Source organism: Pseudomonas sp. A39, from assembly GCF_058145955.1.
The window spans coordinates 16297-37915 of sequence record NZ_JBYVMD010000037.1 but is presented as its reverse complement, the minus strand read 5'-3'; the positions used below and the strand labels follow the sequence as shown (position 1 = coordinate 37915).

Here is a 21619-nt window from a genome sequence, read left to right as displayed (position 1 = left end):
TCGATGGTAATCGAACTATGGTATTCGATGATACCCCCCTGTTATGATTCGTTTCATGCGAGCCTTTAAACATCCCCCTTTGGAAGACCTGACCCTCGAGCGCCTGCTATATGCGCTGAGTGACCCGGTGCGCCTGGAAATCGTGCGTTGCCTGGCCGGTGTGCCCGAAGCCACCTGCGGCGAACTGGATGGCGGGCGGCCCAAGTCGAGCATGTCCCATCACTTTCGCGTGTTGCGCGACGCCGGGTTGGTGCACACCCGCAGCGTGGGGACCACTCATCTGAATTCGTTGCGCGGTGATGTGCTGGAGGAACGGTTCCCGGGGTTACTGCACTGCATTCTTGCCCAGCGGTAAACCCTGTCAGTCCAGCAGCGCGATAAGGCTCGGCTCGATCGACGTCTCCAGCACCTCCAGCACCACCAACGTCACCGGCAACTTGAAGCGCCGCCGCCCTGCACTGCCGGGGTTCACATACAGCGTTGCGCCGCGCCATTCGATCAGGGGCTTGTGCGAATGGCCGGTGATCACCAGCCGAGTAGACGTGTCGAGTAAGGCGGGTACGTCGGCGATGTCATGCACCACCAACGTCCGCCATCCGTCCACATCCAGCAGCAGATGGTCAGGCACCTGCTCTGCCCACGGCGCGTCCTGGTCATTGTTGCCGCGCACTACGTGCAGGGGCGCGATCTGCGCCAATTGCTGAAGAATCTCAGGGCTGCCGATATCGCCGGCATGAATGATCTGCTCACATCCCTGCAAAGCCACCACGGCTTCAGGTCGCAGCAGGCCATGGGTATCGGAAATCACGCCAACTTTCATAGGGCCTCCGGGGTGGAAATCGAACCGTGAGACACCCGCGCGCCATCTAGGTACACGCGGTCCTTGCCGTTGCCCTTGGCGGTGTAGAGGTTGCGGTCGGCACGCTTGAGAACCGCCGACATATCGGCCCCGAGCGTAAAATGCGTCATGCCCGCACTGCAGGTGTAGTCATGGGGCGGCGCGACACTGCTGCGGATCGCTTGCAGCAGGCGCAGCGCGTAATCGGTGGCGAGACCAGGGTCATCGCCCACCAGCAACACTCCGAATTCTTCGCCGCCAATCCTGCCGAAACTGTGGCTGCCTGGGGTGGATTTAAGGCACGCGGCCATGGCGCAGAGAATCCTGTCGCCGACGTCATGACCGAACTGGTCATTCTTTAATTTGAAACTGTCGATATCCAGCATCATGAAGTAGCCGGTATCACCGGCCGCAATCAGTTTGGAAAAGCTCTCCATAAAGGCCCGCCGGTTCAGGATGGAGGTCAAGTAATCGGTCTCGGCCAACTCCCTAAACTCACTCTCCACCATTAACACCGAACGCAGGTTCTTCAGGTAGTAGACATTCAAGATAAAGCCGATCGCCACCGACGCGGCACAAAAGATAAACACGTAGATATCGACGCCTTCGTAAAGGCTCATCTGAATGCTGGGCCACGTCAGTAACCAGACCAAGGCGGCGCAGACCAGAAAATCCTGAACCACGATAAACAGGATTGCACTGCTCAGCACCAAGGTCACGGCCAGCGGCAAGGCAAACACCTGCAGCGCGGGATGGACGTGAACCACATAGGCAAAACCCGCAGACAGCAGCACCATGTAGGCCACACCCAGCGCCCGCCACAGCACATAATGAGTCACCACTCGGTGAACCCCATACACCCCGCACAGCCCGATCGTGACCAGCGCGACCGGCCAGCCAAACATCGCCCAGCGGTCCACCAGCAACACCGCCAGCCAGGCGAAAATCCCGATCAGTTCAGCCTTGGCGATCGCGGGCGACAACAGTCTTTGCATCCGTGGCCTGAGCTTCACATTAGCCGGCATCCCGTCACTCCCTGTGAATGAGTGGCCGGTGTGCTATCGGCATGACTCAGTTGAAGACTGTGGAGGCCGGTCGCAAACGAGTAAGCCATAAACCGCCTGACCAAAACCATAAAAGGTGGCAGGACTTCAAGCAATGTCTTGGAATGAATCTTGAAATAGCCCCGGTCGGCCCCCTCTTGAACCAGACGAATAACGTGGGTCTTGGATACCGAGAGTTGCTCAGCGATGGAAAGGTAGGACGAAGACCTGAAACTTGCCCCTTGATTATCGAGCGCACACGCATCGTTATAGATCGCCAGCATCAACATATGCCCGGCATCGCGTTTTACCAGCCAATAACAATCAGGCATCAACAGGTCGATGGTCACGTTATGGGAGAGAAGGACCGAAAATCCTTTGAAATAACGTGCCAGATAGGCGCGATCATCCAACCCGCCCATTGACCCGCACACCGCCGTTCCCGAGCACATCACACCCAGCGGCTCGACCACGGAGGTGAGCATCCGCCGGATCTCCTCGCAGGCTTGGGATGACGGGCTGAATACCCGCAAACGGCTGTCATCCGGATGCCTGGACACTGTCATGAACCCCAGCGCCCTGAACAGCAGGAAGATCGACTCCAGGCTGTTTCTGGAACAGAACCCGCGCGCCACACAAAACGCTTTCACCTCGGACAGTAAGGGAACGGGCTTGGAGAAATACGTGCTCAATAAGGTAAAGGACACCATCAAGCGACTGAACTTGAGTGCGGTCTTATAGAAAAACGGTCTTTTTGAATAGCACTCCAACAAAATCGAATAATGGGAACGAATACACGCTTCAAAATCCACATGACGCTCAAGCGCCCGCGCCGACTGTTCTATCGCCAACTTCAACGAACCACTGCACATGAGAAAGAGCCCTGATCAAACAACTTGGATTCACTGATCTCAATTGCAGCACCGATAATGGCGTTTTGCCTTGAGCGCAATCTATCGTGATTAGCGTAGAGGACACCGTCGCTACCAAAATTGTTCCAAAAAGACCTCGATGGCTTAACCGTTTCAGTCGCCGCAGCGAACCTTCCCCGCAAGCCGACGTCCGAGCTAAGGCACTGTTGCTTACTGCTCGCCGCGAGGGCCTCGTTTGAAAGCCGCCATCATCAAAAAATACCGTTTGATCATCAAGACCATGGGCTACGTGGGCTGGGCGCTGTTCTGGCTGTTGCTGTGGGACGTCGCCGTCACCGTGGACTTCATGCTGTTTCTCACCGCCAAGATCAATCTGCCGCTGATGCCGCTCACCCTGCTGGGTTCGGCGCTGGTGGTGCTGATCAGTTTCCGTAACAGCAGCGCCTATAACCGCTGGTGGGAAGCCCGTACCCTGTGGGGTGCGATGGTCAACAACTCGCGCAGCTTTGCCCGCCAGGTACTGACCCTGCTGGACGACCCCGACGGCGAAGTGAACCCAGTCAAGGCCACCCTGCTGCGCCGCCATGTGGCCTACGTGAATTGCCTGGCCGCCCACCTTAAAGGCGAGCCATGCCCCGAAGAAGTGCGGGCGTTTATCCCGGCCGAGGAATTTGCGCGCAACGGTGCCACCAATAACTTTGCCAATGACATACTCACCGGGTCGGCGGCGTTGCTGGCCAAGGAATACAAGGCCGGGCACCTGGACAGCATCCGCCTGGCGCGGCTGGAGTCGACCCTGGTGGATCTGTCCAACGCCCAGGGCGGCATGGAGCGCATCGCCAACACGCCACTGCCCTACCCTTACGTGTACTTCCCACGGCTGTTTATCTCGCTGTTCTGCCTGATCGTGCCGGTGGGCCTGGTGGAATCCCTGGGTTGGTTTACCCCGCTGGCGTCGACGGTGGTCGGTTTTATGCTGCTCGCCATCGAACGCATCGGCACCGACCTGCAAAGCCCGTTCAACTCCAGCGAACACCAGATCCAGATGGAAACCATCTGCGAAACCATCGAGAAAAACCTGCAGTCGATGCAGCGTGACGCTCTCGGTGGCGAGCGCATCGGTTAAACCTGCCCTCGGTCCTCAAGTGCTTGCCCCCGCGGTCGATATACAGGGGGTACGCATGGGCCATATCCCCCTCACAACAACACATGCGACGCTCGACACTACTGTTTTCTCCTTGCCAAAAATATAAATACCCGCGGGTGAAGTCATGAATATCAAGCAAAAGCTGACCTGGGCGTTTGCCGCCATCGCGTGCGTCCCGGTTATTTTGGTCGCTGTGTTAGTTGTACTGAATGTGCGCGAGGGGGCCGTGGCCAATTTCCTCGACAGCAGCGGCCGCGAAATCCGTCAGATCGACAATGGCATGAAACAGTTCTTCGACGGCATCAGCCAGAACGTCGACTTCGTCGCCAAGGACCCGCGCGTTGTCGCGGCCAAGGACCTCAAGAGTTACGCCGGCGCCGACGCCGCGCAAATCCCCCTGACCCAGACCAACAAAGACCTGCTGGCGATTTTCGACCAGTTCGCCAAAAGCCACCCGAGCACCGCCTACTTGTCTTTGGGCCTCGCCGACGGCGGTTATGCCAGCTGGCCTGATGACACCAAACTGAACAACTACGACCCGCGCGTACGCCCCTGGTATCAGGCGGCCATCGCCGCGCCGGGTAAAACCGTGCGCACCGGCGCCTACTATTGGGCGCCGGACGATGTGACGCTGATCGGCACCGTACACACCGTCGCCGACGGCAGCGGGAATATCCTCGGCGTGGTTGGCCTGGACGTGTCGCTCAAGCAGCTCACCGAGCTGGTGCGCAACATCAAGCTGGGCGACAGCGGCTACCTGATGCTGGTGGAAGGCAACGGCAACGTGCTGGTCGACCCCAGGGATGCCAAGCACAACTTCAAGCCCCTGGCCGACCTGGGCCCCAACTACGCCGAACTGGCCAAGCGCGGCGACGGCGTGAGCCAGATCGACATTGATGGCGTGGCCTACATGGCCAACATGGTCAGTTCCAAGGACCTCGGCTGGCGGTTTATCGGCCTGATCAAGCGCGACGAAGTGATGGCCGGCGCTACCCGCCTGACCTGGTTGATCGCGGCCATCGCAGCAGTATTGGCGTTGGTGTTCGCGATTGTCGGCGCCAGTTTTGCCAGCGTCATCGTGCGCCCGATTCGCGGCGTGGCCGACGGCCTGCAAGAGATCGCCGAAGGCGAAGGCGACCTGACGCGCCAACTCAAGGTGCAAGGCAAGGACGAAACCGCCAGCCTGGCCGGCTGGTTCAACCAGTTCCTGAGCATGATCGCGCAGCTGGTGCAGCGCATCGGCAACGCCTCTTCCGACCTGCAAACCGCCGCCGCCGACACCAGCGAAGTCGCCCACAACATGAACCAGGCCGCCGGCCGCCAGCGTGAAGCGGTGGAGCTGGTCAGCACCGCGTTCAACGAAATGGTGGCCACCGCCAACGAAGTCGCCCGTTCCTGCAGCGCCGCCGCCACCAGTGCCGACGAAGGCTACCGCGACGTGCACGACGGCCAGCAGCACATCGGCGAAGCCACCGGCAGCGTGCTCAAGCTCAGCGAGGACCTGCAGAAGTCGACCCAGACCATGCAACTGCTGGAGCAGGACAGCAAAAACATCAACACCATCCTCGACACCATCCGTTCGATTGCCGAACAGACCAACCTGCTGGCGCTCAACGCCGCGATTGAAGCCGCGCGCGCCGGTGACCAGGGCCGAGGCTTCGCCGTGGTCGCCGACGAAGTCCGCGCCCTGGCGCGCCGCACCGCCGACTCCACCGGTGAAATCGACAGCCTGCTCGGCAACCTCGCCCGCCGCACCCAGGAAGTCACGCAGCAGATGCAAGGCAGCCTGCAGGTGTCCCACACCAGCGTGGAACGCATCCAGCAGGCCCGCGACAGCTTCGACAAGATCCGTGGCTCGGTGGACTCGATCCGCGACCAGAATACCCAGATCGCCACGGCCGCCGAGGAACAACACCAAGTGGCCGAAGAGATCAACCGGCACATCGCGCAGATCCATGCCGATGCGCAATTGGTTGAAGAATTCGCCCACTCGGCGCAGACCGGGTCAGGTCGGTTGACGGATATTTCGGGTCAGCTCAAGGGCTTGGTGGGGCGGTTCAAGTTCTAACCGCCGTCACACCGGGGTCGCTTGCGGGGGCGTGTATTGGCTACTATAGCCACGCACTCCCCCGCACCTTACCTTTGGAGCCTTAATGCCCACCCCCAAGGACACGGCCGCCGACAGCAGCACCCCGATGATCCCCGAGCAGCGTCGCGAACAAATCCTGCGGCAGTTGCGCAAGCATCAGGTGATGAGCGTGCACCAGTTGATGGAGATGTTCGACTGCTCGCACATGACCGTGCGCCGTGATATTGCACTGCTGGAGCAGGAAGGCCGGGCGTACTCCGTCACCGGAGGGGTCAGGATCGCCAGCCAGCTGCACAGCGAGCCCAGCCATCAATCCAAAGCCGTGGTGGAATTGCCGCAAAAGCAGGCGATGGCACGACTGGCCGCGCGGTTGCTGCACGCGGACATGACGGTGTACCTGGATGCAGGCACCAGCACCTTGGAGATCGTCCCTTACATCAAGGCGCTGTCGGGGATGACGGTGGTCACCAACGACTTCGGGATCGTACAGGCCTTGATGGATGCGACGCAGGTCACGGTGATCCACACCGGCGGCCAACTGGACCATGACAACCATTCTTCGGTCGGCGGGCTGGCGGTGGCGACCTTGCGCCAGATAGTCACGGACATCGCCTTTGTGTCCACCAGCTCCTGGGACTTGCACCGAGGCATCACCACGCCCTCGGCGCTGAAAGTCGAGGTCAAGCAAGTGGCAATGCAATCGGCGTCCCAGGTCGTACTGGTGGCGAGCAGTTCCAAGTACGGCACCTTCAGCATGTACCGCATCGCCGGGCTGGAACCGTTCGACGTGATCATCAGCGACGATGGCCTGGCGCCGGCGGCGGCGGATGGCATCCGCAAGCGCGGGATTGAATTGATGCTACCGGGCGATCCATTGCCGGCGTGATCGCCTTCCTTTGTGGGAGAGGTCGAGCGTTAGCGAGGCTTCGATGGCGGTGCCAGGGTTGGCAGGTGTGTTGGCTGACACACAGCTATCGGGGGCAAGCCCCCTCCCACATTTGAGTTCGGTTGGCAGGTGGAAAGTTGGTCACCGCTGGTCCCCTGTGGGAGAGGTCGAGCTTTAACGAGGCTTCGATGGCGGTGCCAGGGTTGGCAGGTGTGTTGGCTGACACACAGCTATCGGGGGCAAGCCCCCTCCCACATTTGAGTTCGGTTGGCAGGTGGAAAGTTGGTCACCGCTGGTCCCCTGTGGGAGAGGTCGAGCTTTAACGAGGCTTCGATGGCGGTGCCAGGGTTGGCAGGTGTGTTGGCTGACACACAGCTATCGGGGGCAAGCCCCCTCCCACATTTGAGTTCGGTTGGCAGGTGGGAAGTGGGTCACCGCTGGTCCCCTGTGGGAGATGTCGAGCGTTAGCGAGGCTTCGATGGCGGCGGCATTGCGGGTAGAGGTGTCGGCTGACACACCGCTATCAGGGGCAAGTCGAATCGTCGCACCGCCCCTTCCCCTTTGAACCAAAGCGACGCACAGGCTCGTCGACTATCGAGCCCCTTTCCAGTCCCGCAACCATTGCAGGCCCGCCGAGGTGTCGCCCTTTGGCCGGTACTCGCAGCCGACCCAGCCGTCATAGCCCAACTGGTCCATCAGTTCGAACAGGTACGCGTAGTTCAGCTCGCCCAGGTCAGGCTCGTGACGGTCCGGTACCCCGGCGATCTGGATATGACCAATGCCGTCGAAGTCGCGGCGCAGCTTGGTGGCCAAGTCGCCTTCGACGATCTGGCAGTGGTAGCAGTCAAACTGCACCTTGAGGTTGCGCGCGCCGACTTCACGGCAGATGGCGTGGGCCTGGTCCTGGCGGTTGAGGAAAAAGCCCGGCATGTCGCGGGTGTTGATCGGCTCCAGCAACACGGTGACGCCGACCTCAGCCGCCGCCGCACTGGCGTAGGCGAGGTTTTCCAGGTACACGGCCTGATGGCGCTGGCGCAGGTTTTCCGAGGGCAGCAAACCGGCCATGACGTGCACGCGGTCATTGCCGAGCACGGCGGCGTATTCCAACGCGCGGTCGAAGCCGCTGCGAAACTCGGCCTCACGCCCCGGCAGGCTCGCGATGCCCCGCTCCCCTGCAGCCCAGTCACCGGGCGGTGCGTTGAACAACGCCTGCACCAGGCCGTTATCACTCAGGCGCTGCTTGAGCACCTGCGCGTCGTACTCGTAAGGAAACAGGTACTCCACCGCGTCAAACCCATCGGCCTTCGCGGCACTGAAGCGCTCGAGAAAGTCATATTGCGGGTAAAGCATGCTCAGGTTGGCAGCAAAACGAGGCATAGGAACTCCTGGAAATCAGACAAAAGGCCAGATCAGCAATGTAATCACGAAACCCAAGGTGCCGAGCAAGGTGGTGATCACCGTCCACGTGCGCAGACCATCGGCCACGTTGAGCCCGGCAAGCTTGGTGAAGATCCAGTAGCCGGCATCGTTGATATGCGACATGGCCAGCCCGCCACCGCCCATGGCCAGGCACAGCAGCGCCAGGTGGTTGGGCGTCAGGTTGAGGGTGGCGATCAGCGGGCTGATGATACCGGCGGTGGTCACCAGCGCCACTGTGGTGGAACCCTGCACCGCCCGCAACAGCATGGTCAGCAAGAAGCCCAGGGCCAGCACCGGCAGGCCGGTGGTGCGCAGCATGTCGGAGACCACCGCGCCGATCCCGGTGTCCACCAGCACTTTACCGAACACCCCACCGGCACCGGCAATCAGGATCACCATGGCCACGCCCGGCAACGCCGAGCCGATCACGTCGGAGACCTGGCTGCGGCTCCAGCCACGGCGCGAGCCGAGCAGCCAGGCGCACAGCAAGGTGTCGATCAGCAGCGCCACCAACGGCGCGCCCAGCACGGTCATCACCCCACGCAACGTCGATTCGATCGGCAGCAGCGAGGTGGCCAGGGTACCCAGCAGAATCAAGACAATCGGCAGCAGGATCAGGCCGACGATCAGCCCGAACCCCGGCGCAGGCGCCGCCGGCAACTTGGCGGCGATGGCGCTGGTGGACTCTTCCAGGCCCATAGGGGACTCGGCCACAGCGCTCGGTTGCACCGCCTGGTGGTTGCCGTTGGTCCAGGCCCGCAGGTCTTCATTGGTCACGTGGGGGCCATAGACTTCGGCACGGATGTCATCGGTCATCGGATAGAAGCGCCGCGTCATGCGCCCCGCCACGCGGTAGCCGACGTAGCACAGCAACGCGGTGATCGGCAGGCCGAACATCAGCACCCGGCCCAGGTCGGCACCCAGTTGGCTGGCGGCGGCCACGGCGCCCGGATGCGGCGGCAGAAACGCATGCACCGTGAGCAGCGCCGCACACATCGGCAACGCGAACATCAGCAGCGGCTTGCGGGCCCGGCGTGCCACGCCGTAGGCCAACGGCATGAGGATAATCACCCCGACTTCAAAGAACACCGGCACGCCGATGATGAACCCGGCGATGGTCAGCGCCAGCGGCGTACGGCTGTTGCCAAACCGCTCGATCAGCGACTTGGCCAAGGCTTCGGCACCGCCGGACAGCTCGATGATCCGCCCGATCATCGCCCCCAGGGCAATGATGATTGCGATGTGGCCAAGGGTCTTGCCCATGCCGCCTTCGATCGTCGCCACCAGGTCAGCCGGTTTCACCCCGGCCACCAGCGCCACCACGATACTCACCAGCATCAGCGCGACAAACGGCTGGAATTTGTACTTGAGGACCAGAAACAGTAGCAGCGCGATACCCGCGCCGGCGGTCAACATCAAAATCAGTGGGCTCATTCGAGAATGTCCTGTTGTTATTGTTTTTTGGCGCAAGCCGCTCCCGTCACGCTCCGCAGGCGGGTCTCGCGGGGGGCTTGCAGTGTCGGTCTACGGCATTACCAATGCGCGCCGAACGTCTCGCGCAGTTCATCCAAGGCGGCCTGGCTCAGCGGCTCGGGCCGGGGGTTGCTCATCAGCCAGAGCCGGGCGGTTTCTTCCAACTCTTCCAGGGCGTAGCTGGCCTTGGCCACCGAGCTTTCCCAGACCACCGGCCCCAGGCGCTCGAGCATCACCCCTCGCACGCTGTTGGCCAGTTGCGCCACTTGCTCGGCGACGTCGGGCGAGCCCGGACGCTGGTAACCGATCAGGGGGATGTGCCCGACCTTCATCACCTGATAGGGCGTGAGCGGCGGCAGAATATCGTCCGCCCGCCACACCCCGGCCAGGGTCAACGCCACCAGGTGGGTGGAATGGGTGTGCACCACCCCGCCCACCGTAGGGTTGCGGTCATACACCTGACGGTGCAGGGCCAGGGTCTTCGAGGGTTTGTCGCCGGACACCCACTCGCCTTTCAGGTTGACCTTGGCAATCGCCCCAGGCGCCAGGCGACCCAGGCAGACATCGGTGGGCGTAATCAACCAGCCATCGTCCAGGCGCGCACTGATATTGCCGGCGCTGCCGACGGTGTAGCCACGTTGATACAGGCTGTGGCCGACGTCGCAGATTTCTTCGCGCAGGGCCTGTTCGTCAATGCCGCTCATTGGGCACCTCCGGCCAGGTGCGCAAGGGCCTTGGCAAAGAACTCGCGCCCCCCGAAGTTGCCCGATTTCAGCGCCAGTGCCAGCGGCTCGGTGGAACTGCTGACCGTGGCCGGCACGCCGGGGTCGATCTGTGCACCAATCTGCAACAGGTTGACGCCGAGGGCCTTGACCACCGCGCCGGAGGTCTCCCCGCCCGCCACCACAAAGCGCCGCACACCCTGCTCGCGCAAGCCGGCAGCGATCTCGCCCAAGGCGTTCTCCACCAGGGCGCCGGCGCGTTCGACACCCAGCTGTTGCTGCACCGCCTTGACCTCGGCCGGGGTGCTGGTGGCGTAGATCAATACGGTGTGTGCACTGTCGCGGGCAAAGGCCAGCGCCTGCGCCACCACCGGCTCACCGGCGGCCAGGGCGATGGGATCGATGCGCAACGCCGGGCGGCCCGCCTCGCACCAGGCCGCGACCTGGCCGAGGGTCGCCACCGACGCACTGCCGGCCAGCACCACTTCGCCACCGCTGACCGTGGGCAACGTGTTCACATCGAAGTCGCGCAATTTACCCGCGCGGCGGAAATTGCCCGGCAGCCCCAGGGCCAGGCCCGAGCCACCGGTGAGCAGCGGCAAGTCGGCGCAGGCGCTGCCCAGGGTGTAGAGGTCCTGGTCCGACAGCGCGTCGGCGATGGCAATGCCCACGCCTTGCGCGCGCAGTTCGGCGATCTTCGTGCGGGTCGCGTCCACCCCCGCGGCAACCGCGTCGTAACGCAGCAGCCCGACCGGCAATGCAGTCTGACGTTGCAGCACGCGCACCAAGTTGGCGTCGCCCATCGGCGTCAGTGGGTGATGCTGCATGCCCGACTCATTGAGCAACTGGTCCTGCACAAACAGGTGGCCACGGAAAATCGTCCGGCCGTTTTCCGGGAACGCCGGGCAGGCCAAGGTGAAATCACTGCCCAGCGCCTTGAGCAAGGCCTCGCTGACCTGGCCGATATTGCCGGCGGCGGTGGAGTCGAATGTGGAGCAGTACTTGAAGAAAATCTGTTCGCAGCCCTGCTCGCGCAGCCAGTCCAGCGCGGCCAGGGATTCCTCGACAGCCTCTGCCACCGGCGTGGTGCGCGACTTGAGGGCGATGACGATGGCGTCTGCATCCAGCCCGTCCGCGACTTCGCGACTGGGGATGCCAATGCTCTGCACTGTACGCATGCCGCCGCGTACCAACATGTTGGCCAGGTCGGTGGCGCCGGTGAAATCGTCGGCGATGCAGCCCAGCAACGGGCGCGTGGTGGGGTTAGTCATAAAGCGTTCCTTACACCGGCTCGGGCTTGGCAGTCGGCAGGTCGATGCCGGGGAAAATCTTGATCACCGCCGAGTCGTCCTCACGGCCAAAACCGGCGCTGGAGGCCTGCATGAACATCTGGTGCGCGGTGGCGGACAACGGCAGCGGGAATTTGCTCGCACGCGCGGTATCCAGCACCAGGCCGAGGTCCTTGACGAAAATATCCACCGCCGACAGTGGCGTGTAGTCGGCCTTGAGAATGTGCGGCACGCGGTTCTCGAACATCCACGAATTACCGGCGCTGTGGGTGATCACCTCGTACAAGGCCTCGGCGTCCACCCCTTCGCGCAGGCCCAGAGCCATGGCCTCGGCGGACGCCGCGATGTGCACACCAGCGAGCAGTTGGTTGATGATCTTGACCTTGGAACCCAGGCCGTGGACGTCGCCCAGGCGATACACCTTACCGGCCATGCCTGCCAGCACCGCATCGGCCTTGGCATAGGCGGCCTGCGGGCCCGAGGTCATCATGGTCATTTCACCGGCGGCGGCCTTGGCCGCACCGCCGGAAATCGGCGCATCCAGGTACAGCAGGCCGTGGTCGGCCAAGCGCTGGCCGAGGTCGACGGCGTAGGTCGGGGCCACGGTGGCACAACCGATCACCAGGCTCGCAGGGCGCAATGCAGCCACTGCACCGCCTTCGCCGAACAATACGGTTTCGGTCTGTTCGGCGTTGACCACCACGGTGATGAGCACATCACAGGCCTCGGCCATCTGCGCCGGTGACGCGCACGCCACTCCGCCTTCGCCAGCGAACTGCTGGGTGACCGCCTCGCGTACATCACAGGCATGCACATTGAAACCTGCGCGCAACAGCGAACGGGCAATGCCTAGCCCCATCGCGCCCAAACCGATCACACCGACATTCTTATTATTCATGGGGTACTCCAGGGGAAAACGGCGGCTGACACCACACCGGCGAGCCGCGTTGGAATTGGAATCGATCATCCACCAATGAACAGATTATGTGAAGTATTTTTTCGATCTAACATTTTTTAACATCGCCAGCGAAAGAATTTCACACATCACCCTTTATCGCCTCACCCCACGCAAACTCATTTGCGACGCTTGTGCTTTGCGTATTATGGTATACCATCATACGCAAACCACTCCCCCACACCTGATGGAGCCGCTCATGAGTTTCGAAATCCGCAAGATCGTCAGTTATGTAGAAGAAACCTTTATCGAAGGCGGCAAGGCCGCAGACACCCCGGTAAAAATGGTCGGCCTCGCGGTGGTGCTGAAGAACCCATGGCTGGGTCGTGGTTTCGTCGAAGACCTCAAGCCGGAAATCCGCGCCAATTGCTCCGACCTCGGCGCGCAGATGGTCGAACGTCTGGTAGCCATCATTGGCGGCGCCGAAAACATCGAGGCGTACGGCAAGGCAGCGGTGGTCGGTGCCGATGGCGAGATCGAACACGCCAGCGCGATCATCCACACCCTGCGCTTCGGCAATCACTACCGTGAAGCGGTCAAGGCCAAGAGCTACCTGAGCTTCACCAACAAGCGCGGCGGCCCGGGCACTTCGATCCAGATCCCGATGATGCACAAGGACGACGAAGGCCTGCGTTCGCACTACATCACCCTGGAAATGCACATCGAAGATTCGCCGCGTGCCGACGAAATCGTCGTGGTCCTGGGTTGCGCCGACGGTGGCCGCCTGCACCCACGGATCGGTAACCGTTACATCGACCTGGAAGAGCTGGCGGCCGAAAAAGCCCAGTAAGCACGGCCGGCCACCACAACAAAAAACATGCAGGAGCGCTCCATGATTCGGCTCACCGCTGAACGCACCCCGGCTGGCACCAGTTATCTGGCGACCGGCCAAGGCCAGCCTGTGGTTTTGATCCACGGCGTGGGCCTGAATAAAGAAATGTGGGGCGGGCAAGTCGTTGGCCTGGCCACGAACTACCGCGTGATCAGCTATGACATGCTCGGCCATGGCGCCAGCCCGCGCCCGGCCGCCGGCACGCCGCTGCTGGGGTATGCCGACCAGTTGCTGGAGCTGCTCGACCACCTGCAACTGCCCCAGGCCACAGTGATCGGTTTTTCCATGGGTGGCCTGGTCGCCCGGGCGTTTGCCCTGCACTACCCCGAGCGCCTCACCTCCTTGGTGGTGCTCAACAGCGTGTTCAACCGCAGCCCCGAACAGCGTGCCGGCGTGATCGCACGCACCGCCCAGGCCGCCGAACACGGCCCGGATGCGAATGCCGAAGCTGCGCTGTCGCGCTGGTTCAGCCGTGAATACCAGGCCGCCAACCCGGCGCAGATCGCCGCCCTGCGTGAAACCCTGGCGGGCAACGACCCCCAGGGCTACCTGACCACCTACGAACTGTTTGCGACCCAGGACATGTACCGCGCCGACGACCTCAAGGGTTTGCGCGTCCCCACCCTGGTCGCCACCGGCGAACTCGACCCCGGTTCAACCCCGGAAATGGCCCGGCAACTGGCCGATCGTATTCCCGGCGCCACCGTTGCGGTGCTGGCCGAGCAACGGCATATGATGCCGGTAGAATCGCCACGCCTGGTCAACCAGCTGCTGCTGGGCTTCCTCGACACGGTGTACGCCCAAAACAATCCAATCAAGGGGATCGTTGCATGACACTCGCACGCTTCCAGATGTGCATCGGCGGTGAATGGGTCGATGCCCTGTCCGGCAAGACTTTCGACAGCCTCAACCCGGCCCTGGCCGAACCCTGGGCGCAACTGCCCGACGCCGATGAAGCCGATGTGGAGCGCGCTGTACAGGCCGCCCAAAGCGCCTTCGACAGCCCGGCCTGGCGTGGCCTCACCGCCACCGCACGGGGCAAATTGCTGCGCCGCCTGGGCGACCTGATCGCCGACAACAAGGAACAACTGGCCCAGCTGGAAAGCCGCGACAACGGCAAGTTGATCCGCGAAACCCGTGGCCAGGTCAGCTACCTGCCGGAGTTCTTCCACTACACCGCCGGCCTGGCCGACAAGCTCGAAGGCGGCACCCTGCCGCTGGACAAGCCGGACCTGTTCGCCTACACCGTGCACGAAGCCATGGGCGTGGTGGCGGCGATCATTCCGTGGAACAGCCCGCTGTACCTGACCGCGATCAAACTCGCGCCGGCCCTGGCGGCGGGCAATACCATCGTGATCAAGCCGTCGGAACACGCCTCGGCGACCATCCTCGAACTGGCGCGCCTGGCCCTTGAAGCCGGGATCCCGCCGGGCGTGGTCAACGTGGTCACCGGCTACGGTCCCAGCACCGGCGCCGCCCTCACCCGCCACCCGCTGGTGCGCAAGATCGCCTTTACCGGCGGCGCGGCCACGGCCCGCCATGTGGTGCGCAGCAGCGCGGAGAACTTCGCCAAGCTGTCCCTGGAGCTGGGCGGCAAATCGCCGAATATCATCTTTGCCGACGCCGACCTCGACAGCGCCATCAATGGCGCGATTGCCGGGATCTATGCGGCGTCCGGGCAGAGCTGCGTGTCCGGTTCGCGCCTGCTGGTGCAGGATGAGATCTACGACGAATTCGTCGAGCGCCTGGTGGCACGCGCCCAGCGCATCCGCATCGGTAACCCGCAGGACGACGCCAGCGAAATGGGGCCCATGGCCACCGCACAGCAACTGGCCGTGGTCGAAGGCCTGGTCGCGGATGCCATCGCCGAAGGCGCGCGCCTGCGCACCGGCGGCAAACGCCCGCAGAACCTCGGCGAGGGCTGGTTCTATGAGCCGACGCTGTTCGAATGCGACCGCAATTCGATGAAGATCATGCAGGAAGAAGTGTTCGGCCCGGTGGCCTCGGTCATCCGTTTCAAGGACGAAGCCGAAGCGCTGGCCATCGCCAACGACTCGCAATTCGGCCTCGCCGCCGGCATCTGGACCCGCGACCTCGGCCGCGCCCACCGCCTGGCGCGGGACGTGCGCTCGGGAATCATCTGGGTCAACACCTACCGTGCCGTGTCGGCAATGGCGCCCATCGGCGGCTTCAAGAACAGCGGCTACGGACGTGAAAGCGGCATCGATTCGGTACTCGCCTACACCGAGCTTAAGACAGTGTGGATCAACCTCTCCCAGGCGCCCATGCCTGATCCCTTCGTGATGCGTTAAGAGACCCCGACCATGATCGAACCCGGCATTTACAAAGACGTCATGAGCTCGTTCCCTTCGGGCGTCACGGTGGTCACCACCCTCGACCCGGACGGCGGCATCGTCGGCATTACCGCCAGTGCGTTCAGCGCGCTGTCGATCGACCCGGCGCTGGTGCTGTTCTGCCCCAACTATGCGTCGGACACCTACCCGATCCTGCGCGACAGCAAGCGCTTCGCGATCCACCTGCTGTCCGCCGACCAGACCGCCGAGGCCTATGCGTTCGCCAGCAAAGGCAAGGAAAAGGCCAAGGGCATCGAGTGGCACCTGAGCGAGCTGGGCAACCCCCTGCTGGCCAAGGCCACGGCGATCATCGAGTGCGAACTGTGGCGCGAATACGACGGCGGCGATCACGCGATCATCGTCGGCGCGGTGAAGAACCTGATCCTGCCCAAGGAACCGGTCACGCCGATGATCTACCACAAGGGCAAGCTGGGCCCGCTGCCGACCCTGGCCTGAGGCGCACCGGGGGCAGAGGGAGCGCGCCATGAGGGTTTGTCGCTTAAAGAACGCAGCATGATAAACTTGGGCACGATTTTCGGCCCTCAATCGGCCCCGGCCGGCCGAGGCCTCCAGTTAACCGCTAAATTCAGAGCAGACCCCATGAAACGCGCGCCCCTCGACGACAGCTTCAAGGTCAATCACAACCCGGTCACCCTGCGCGAAATCGTGCTGGAAAAACTGCGCAGCGCCATCATGAACTTCCAACTGCTGCCCGGTGACCGCCTGGTGGAGCGCGACCTGTGCGACCGCCTCGGGGTCAGCCGCACCTCGGTGCGCGAAGCCTTGCGTCACCTGGAGTCCGAAGGCCTGGTGGAATTCGCCGACGCCAAGGGCCCGCAGGTAGCGATCATTACCCTGGCCGACGCCGTCGACATCTATGAACTGCGTTGCGTGCTCGAAGGCTTGATCGTGCAATTGTTCACCCTGCGCGCCAAGGCGAAGGACATCAAGGCCCTGGAAAAAGCCCTCGAAGAAAACCGCAAGGCCCTCAAGGACGGCGAGCTGCAACAGGTCATCGACTCGGTGCAGGGCTTCTACGACGTGCTGCTCGAAGGTTCGGGCAACCATGTGGCGGCCACCCAGCTGCGCCAGTTGCAGGCCCGCATCAGCTACCTGCGCGCCACCTCGGTGTCCCAGGAAAACCGTCGCGGCACCAGCAACCAGGAAATGGAACGCATGGTCCAGGCGATCAAGAGCGGCGACCCGCTGGCCGCCCACCAGGCGTGCGTCGATCACGTGCGCGCCGCCGCCGCCGTGGCCCTGGACTACCTCAAGCGCAAACAGGAAGAAACCGGCAAGCTTCCGGAAATCACCCTGCCCATCGCGCTGAAAGAACCGCGCATAGGTCACTGACCTTGGCCAGCCCCAGCTTTTGCCCGACATGCGGCGGCAGTGACCTCGGTCACCAGCTGCCACCGGGCGATACCCATGAGCGCCTGATGTGCCGGGGCTGCGGCTATATCCACTACATCAACCCCAAGATCATCGCCGGCTGCATCATCGAGCAGGACGGCAAATACCTGCTGTGCCAACGCGCGATCCCGCCCCGCCCCGGCACCTGGACATTGCCTGCCGGTTTCATGGAAGGTGGCGAAACCACCGAACAGGCCGCGCTGCGTGAAGTGTGGGAAGAAAGCGGCGTACGTGCCGAGATCGTATCGCCCTACTCGATCTTCAGCGTGCCCAGGATCAGCGAGGTCTACATCATCTTCCGCGCCATCGCGCTGGAGATCACCGGCCAGTTCGGGCCGGAGACCATGGACTATAAGTTCTTCGCGCCTGAGGATATTCCCTGGGACAGCATCTACTACCCGGCGATCCGGCAGATCCTCGAGCGTTATATCGAGGAACGCCAGGCTGGGGTGTATGGCATCTATATCGGGAACGATGACAGCGGCAAGATTCATTTCATCCGCTGACCGCACGGCCAAACACGGATCAAAATGTGGGAGGGGGCTTGCTCCCGATAGCAGTGTGTCAGTCAATACATGAAGTGACTGAACTACCGCTATCGGGAGCAAGCCCCCTCCCACATTTGGCCCACATTTGGCCTGATGACCTAGGGTGCCAGCCCTTCCACAATAATAATCTGCGCCACCCCTGCCCCCTCGCGGTGTCCCTTCGCCTCCTGATACTCCCTGGATTCATAACAGGCCACCGCCTGCTCATAGCTCTCAAACTCAATCACCACATTACGCTGCCGTGACGGCCCGCCTTCCATCGCCTCGCTGCGCCCGCCCCTGGCCAGGAACCGCCCGCCAAACTTTGCAAACGCCGCCGGCGCACGCTGGGTGTACTGGGTGTACTGCTCTGCATCAGACACATCCACATGGGCAATCCAGTAGGCCTTCATCGTGACATCCTCTTGTTGAATTTTTGTGGTATACCATAATACATACAACCAACAAATCGAGCACTCTCCATGTCCTTCAACAGCATCGCAGACATCATCGAAGACTACCGCCAAGGCAAGATGGTGCTCCTGGTGGACGACGAAGACCGGGAAAACGAAGGCGACCTGCTGCTGCCTGCGGCCTGCTGCACCGCCGAGACTATCAGTTTCATGGCCCGCGAAGCCCGTGGCCTGATCTGCCTGACCCTCACCGACGAACACTGCCAGCGCCTGGGCCTGGAACAGATGGTGCCAAGCAATGGCAGCGTGTTCAGCACCGCGTTTACCGTGTCCATCGAAGCCGCCAGCGGGGTCACCACCGGCATCTCCGCCGCCGACCGCGCGCGTACCGTGGCAGCGGCCGTCGATGTCAATGCCGGGCCGGCCGACATCGTGCAGCCGGGGCATATCTTCCCGCTGCGCGCCAAGGACGGCGGCGTGTTGACCCGCGCCGGCCACACCGAGGCCGGCTGCGACCTGGCGCGCCTGGCCGGGCACACCCCGGCGTCGGTGATCGTCGAAGTGATGAACGACGACGGCACCATGGCCCGCCGCCCGGAACTGGAAATCTTCGCGCGCAAGCATGGCATCAAGATCGGCACCATCGCCGACCTGATCCACTACCGCCTCAGCACCGAACGCACCGTGGTGCGCATCGGTGAACGCGACCTGCCGACGGTGCACGGCACGTTCCGCCTGATCACCTTTGAAGACCGCATCGACGGCGGCGTCCACATGGCCATGGTCATGGGCCAGTTGCGCCGCGATACCCCTGCGCTGGTACGCGTGCACGTGATCGACCCGCTGCGCGACCTGGTCGGTGCCGACTACAGCGGCCCGTCCAACTGGACGCTGTGGGCGGCCTTGCAACGTGTCGCCGCTGAAGGCAGCGGCGTGGTGGTGGTGCTGGCTAACCATGAGTCGTCCCAGGCGCTGCTGGAACGCGTGCCGCAACTGACCCAGGCGCCGCGCCAGTTCAACCGTTCGCAGTCGCGCATCTATTCTGAAGTGGGCACCGGGGCGCAGATCTTGCAGGACCTCGGCGTCGGCAAGCTGCGTCACCTCGGCCCGCCCCTCAAATACGCCGGGCTGACCGGCTACGACTTGGAGGTGATCGAGAGCATTCCCTTCACCGAATGACGGATAACCGGTAAGGCAAAATGCTTGCACAAAGTTTGGAATACCATAATATGATATTCCATAGACCGAACGCTTCTGCCAAGTGCGCCCGCCAGGGAGAGCACCAATAAAAGCCCTTGGCACGGTCGCCTTTTGGGGTCTCGATTAGAGGCTCCCGATGGACCTACTGCTCCCGATAGGCGGGCATTACCAAGCCCGCTCAATAACAAAACAAATGAGGGCGTGAAAATGGTGTTGAACAAACGTGCAACCGCGGTGCTGTTCGCGGGTTTATTGGCTACGGCCACTCACGCGGCCCTGGCAGCCGAAAGCGTCAATTTCGTGAGCTGGGGCGGTAGCACCCAGGATGCGCAGAAGCAGGCCTGGGCCGACCCGTTCAGCAAGGCCAGCGGCATTACCGTGGTCCAGGATGGCCCCACCGACTACGGCAAACTCAAGGCCATGGTCGAAAGCGGCAACGTGCAGTGGGACGTGGTGGATGTGGAGGCCGACTTCGCCTTGCGCGCCGCCGCCGAAGGCCTGCTCGAACCCCTCGATTTCTCAGTGATCCAGCGCGACAAGATCGACCCGCGCTTCGTCTCCGACCATGGTGTGGGCTCGTTCTTCTTCTCCTTCGTGCTCGGCTACAACGAAGGCAAGCTCGGCGCCGGTAAGCCTCAGGACTGGACCGCGCTGTTCGACACCAAGACCTACCCCGGCAAACGTGCCCTCTACAAATGGCCAAGCCCCGGCGTGCTCGAACTGGCGCTGCTGGCCGACGGCGTCCCCGCCGACAAACTCTACCCCCTGGACCTGGATCGCGCCTTCAAGAAACTCGACACCATCAAGAAAGACATCGTCTGGTGGGGCGGCGGCGCGCAGTCGCAACAGTTGCTGGCCTCCGGCGAAGTCAGCATGGGCCAGTTCTGGAACGGTCGCATCCACGCCCTGCAGGAAGACGGCGCGCCCGTGGGCGTGAGCTGGAAGCAGAACCTGGTGATGGCCGACATCCTCGTCGTGCCTAAAGGTTCGAAAAACAAGGCCGCCGCGATGAAATTCCTGGCCAACGCCAGCAGCGCCAAGGGCCAGGCTGACTTCTCCAACCTGACCGCCTATGCACCGGTGAATATCGACAGCGTGCAGCGCCTGGATTCGGTGCTCGCGCCGAACCTGCCGACCGCCTACGTCAAGGACCAGATCACCCTCGATTTCGCCTACTGGGCCAAGAACGGCCCGGCCATTGCGACACGGTGGAATGAATGGCTAGTCAAATGAAAATGACGGCAACCACACCGACCGGGAGCGCCCTTGGCGCTGCCGGCGCGGTTTCGGCCAAGGCCGGGGCCCCGTCCCTGGCGCAGCGCTGGCGGGGGTCGAGCAACCTGATCCCGGCCCTGCTGTTCCTCGGCCTGTTCTTCCTGGCGCCGCTGATCGGCCTGTTGCTGCGCGGCGTGCTGGAGCCGGTGCCGGGCCTGGGCAACTATGAACAGCTGTTCGCCAACTCGGCCTATGCCCGCGTGCTGCTCAACACGTTCTCGGTGGCGGGCCTGGTGACCCTGTTCAGCCTGCTGCTGGGCTTTCCGCTGGCCTGGGCGATCACTCTGGTGCCACGCGGCTGGGGACGCTGGATCCTCAACATCGTGCTGCTGTCGATGTGGACCAGCCTGCTCGCCCGCACCTACTCCTGGCTGGTCTTGCTGCAAGCCTCCGGGGTGATCAACAAGGCGCTGATGGCCATGGGCATCATCGATGTGCCCCTGGAGATGGTGCACAACCTCACGGGCGTGGTGATCGGCATGAGCTACATCATGATCCCGTTCATCGTGCTGCCGTTGCAGGCGACCATGCAGGCCATCGACCCGATGATCCTGCAGGCCGGCTCGATCTGCGGCGCCAGCCCGTGGACCAACTTCTTCCGCGTCTTCTTGCCGCTGTGCCGGCCGGGCTTGTTTTCCGGCGGCCTGATGGTGTTCGTGATGTCCCTCGGTTACTACGTCACCCCGGCGCTGCTCGGCGGTGCACAGAACATGATGCTGCCCGAGTTCATCATCCAGCAGGTGCAATCGTTCCTTAATTGGGGCCTGGCCAGTGCCGGCGCCGCGTTGCTGATCTTCATCACGCTGGTGCTGTTCTACTTCTACCTGAAGCTCCAGCCGGAATCCCCGGTTGGCGCCAGCAACGCGAGGTAA

At 62.7% G+C, this 21619-nt stretch carries 21 protein-coding genes and 2 pseudogenes; 14 read left to right on the top strand and 9 right to left on the bottom strand.

Going from position 1 to position 21619, the window contains the following annotated elements:
- The first annotated feature begins 55 nt into the window (after nt 1–55).
- Nucleotides 56–355, top strand: coding sequence for an ArsR/SmtB family transcription factor (locus AC3ZU9_RS23840; protein WP_012723588.1), 300 nt, complete (start codon nt 56–58; stop codon nt 353–355).
- Nucleotides 356–361: 6 nt separating this feature from the next.
- Here AC3ZU9_RS23840 and AC3ZU9_RS23835 read toward each other — a convergent pair whose 3' ends face one another.
- From AC3ZU9_RS23835 to AC3ZU9_RS23825, 3 genes are read right to left on the bottom strand one after another with little or no spacing between them, the layout of a single operon-like run.
- Complete coding sequence (locus AC3ZU9_RS23835; RefSeq protein ID WP_012723587.1) at nt 362–820, bottom strand: metallophosphoesterase family protein; 459 nt, start codon at nt 818–820, stop codon at nt 362–364.
- Nucleotides 817–1863: a GGDEF domain-containing protein gene (locus AC3ZU9_RS23830; RefSeq protein ID WP_012723586.1), complete on the bottom strand. Its 1047-nt coding sequence runs from the start codon at nt 1861–1863 to the stop codon at nt 817–819. Before AC3ZU9_RS23830 ends, AC3ZU9_RS23835 begins: the two co-directional genes overlap by 4 nt.
- Complete coding sequence (locus AC3ZU9_RS23825; protein ID WP_490091433.1) at nt 1848–2753, bottom strand: hypothetical protein; 906 nt, start codon at nt 2751–2753, stop codon at nt 1848–1850. Before AC3ZU9_RS23825 ends, AC3ZU9_RS23830 begins: the two co-directional genes overlap by 16 nt.
- 235 nt (nt 2754–2988) lie before the next feature.
- Between AC3ZU9_RS23825 and AC3ZU9_RS23820 the strand changes: the two genes are divergently transcribed.
- From AC3ZU9_RS23820 to AC3ZU9_RS23805, 4 genes and pseudogenes are all read left to right on the top strand, one after another.
- Nucleotides 2989–3879, top strand: coding sequence for a bestrophin family protein (locus tag AC3ZU9_RS23820; protein ID WP_012723584.1), 891 nt, complete (start codon nt 2989–2991; stop codon nt 3877–3879).
- A gap of 145 nt (nt 3880–4024) precedes the next feature.
- Nucleotides 4025–5104 (top strand): annotated as a pseudogene (locus AC3ZU9_RS23815) (cache domain-containing protein); the annotation flags it as partial.
- Between the two features lie 327 nt (nt 5105–5431).
- A pseudogene (locus AC3ZU9_RS23810) lies at nt 5432–5968 on the top strand (methyl-accepting chemotaxis protein); the annotation flags it as partial.
- An 85-nt stretch (nt 5969–6053) separates the two neighbouring features.
- Nucleotides 6054–6875 carry a DeoR/GlpR family DNA-binding transcription regulator gene (locus AC3ZU9_RS23805; protein WP_043205175.1) on the top strand — a complete coding sequence of 274 codons (822 nt, stop codon included), beginning with the start codon at nt 6054–6056 and terminating at the stop codon, nt 6873–6875.
- Between the two features lie 591 nt (nt 6876–7466).
- On the opposite strand, the gene otnI is transcribed toward AC3ZU9_RS23805, so the two are convergent.
- From otnI to ltnD, 5 genes are all read right to left on the bottom strand, one after another.
- Complete coding sequence (otnI, locus tag AC3ZU9_RS23800; protein ID WP_012723581.1) at nt 7467–8252, bottom strand: 2-oxo-tetronate isomerase; 786 nt, start codon at nt 8250–8252, stop codon at nt 7467–7469.
- Nucleotides 8253–8267: 15 nt separating this feature from the next.
- Complete coding sequence (locus tag AC3ZU9_RS23795) at nt 8268–9728, bottom strand: GntP family transporter (protein ID WP_012723580.1); 1461 nt, start codon at nt 9726–9728, stop codon at nt 8268–8270.
- A gap of 98 nt (nt 9729–9826) precedes the next feature.
- Nucleotides 9827–10471 (bottom strand): 3-oxo-tetronate 4-phosphate decarboxylase, encoded by a 645-nt coding sequence (gene otnC, locus AC3ZU9_RS23790; RefSeq protein WP_012723579.1) that lies wholly within the window; start codon nt 10469–10471, stop codon nt 9827–9829.
- Nucleotides 10468–11760: a 3-oxo-tetronate kinase gene (gene otnK / locus AC3ZU9_RS23785; protein WP_012723578.1), complete on the bottom strand. Its 1293-nt coding sequence runs from the start codon at nt 11758–11760 to the stop codon at nt 10468–10470. Before otnK ends, otnC begins: the two co-directional genes overlap by 4 nt.
- Nucleotides 11761–11770: 10 nt before the next feature.
- Complete coding sequence (ltnD, locus tag AC3ZU9_RS23780) at nt 11771–12745, bottom strand: L-threonate dehydrogenase (protein ID WP_224265963.1); 975 nt, start codon at nt 12743–12745, stop codon at nt 11771–11773.
- Nucleotides 12746–12932: 187 nt separating this feature from the next.
- Here ltnD and AC3ZU9_RS23775 point away from each other — a divergent pair, with 187 nt between their 5' ends.
- The 6 genes from AC3ZU9_RS23775 (at nt 12933) to AC3ZU9_RS23750 (ending at nt 17838) form a co-directional block, all read left to right on the top strand.
- Complete coding sequence (locus AC3ZU9_RS23775) at nt 12933–13523, top strand: amino acid synthesis family protein (RefSeq protein WP_012723576.1); 591 nt, start codon at nt 12933–12935, stop codon at nt 13521–13523.
- A 42-nt stretch (nt 13524–13565) separates the two neighbouring features.
- A complete protein-coding gene (locus tag AC3ZU9_RS23770) occupies nt 13566–14399 on the top strand; it encodes an alpha/beta fold hydrolase (RefSeq protein WP_043205174.1) in 834 nt (277 codons plus the stop codon).
- Nucleotides 14396–15877 carry an aldehyde dehydrogenase gene (locus AC3ZU9_RS23765; protein WP_012723574.1) on the top strand — a complete coding sequence of 494 codons (1482 nt, stop codon included), beginning with the start codon at nt 14396–14398 and terminating at the stop codon, nt 15875–15877. Before AC3ZU9_RS23770 ends, AC3ZU9_RS23765 begins: the two co-directional genes overlap by 4 nt.
- A 12-nt stretch (nt 15878–15889) precedes the next feature.
- Nucleotides 15890–16375, top strand: coding sequence for a flavin reductase family protein (locus AC3ZU9_RS23760; protein WP_012723573.1), 486 nt, complete (start codon nt 15890–15892; stop codon nt 16373–16375).
- A gap of 144 nt (nt 16376–16519) precedes the next feature.
- Nucleotides 16520–17272 (top strand): GntR family transcriptional regulator, encoded by a 753-nt coding sequence (locus AC3ZU9_RS23755; RefSeq protein ID WP_012723572.1) that lies wholly within the window; start codon nt 16520–16522, stop codon nt 17270–17272.
- Between the two features lie 2 nt (nt 17273–17274).
- The gene (locus AC3ZU9_RS23750) at nt 17275–17838 is read left to right on the top strand and encodes an NUDIX hydrolase (RefSeq protein WP_490091432.1); all 564 of its coding nucleotides are present in this window, start codon (nt 17275–17277) and stop codon (nt 17836–17838) included.
- Between the two features lie 140 nt (nt 17839–17978).
- Here AC3ZU9_RS23750 and AC3ZU9_RS23745 read toward each other — a convergent pair whose 3' ends face one another.
- On the bottom strand, nt 17979–18272 hold the full coding sequence (locus tag AC3ZU9_RS23745) for a DUF1330 domain-containing protein (RefSeq protein WP_490091431.1): 294 nt from the start codon (nt 18270–18272) through the stop codon (nt 17979–17981).
- A gap of 69 nt (nt 18273–18341) precedes the next feature.
- Here AC3ZU9_RS23745 and ribBA point away from each other — a divergent pair, with 69 nt between their 5' ends.
- The 3 genes from ribBA to AC3ZU9_RS23730 all read left to right on the top strand — a co-directional run bounded on the left by ribBA (nt 18342) and on the right by AC3ZU9_RS23730 (nt 21619).
- A complete protein-coding gene (gene ribBA / locus AC3ZU9_RS23740) occupies nt 18342–19451 on the top strand; it encodes a bifunctional 3,4-dihydroxy-2-butanone-4-phosphate synthase/GTP cyclohydrolase II (RefSeq protein WP_046035754.1) in 1110 nt (369 codons plus the stop codon).
- Between the two features lie 228 nt (nt 19452–19679).
- Nucleotides 19680–20705, top strand: coding sequence for an ABC transporter substrate-binding protein (locus AC3ZU9_RS23735; protein ID WP_012723568.1), 1026 nt, complete (start codon nt 19680–19682; stop codon nt 20703–20705).
- The gene (locus AC3ZU9_RS23730; protein WP_064052598.1) at nt 20702–21619 is read left to right on the top strand and encodes an ABC transporter permease; all 918 of its coding nucleotides are present in this window, start codon (nt 20702–20704) and stop codon (nt 21617–21619) included. The genes AC3ZU9_RS23735 and AC3ZU9_RS23730 overlap by 4 nt, the downstream gene beginning before the upstream one ends.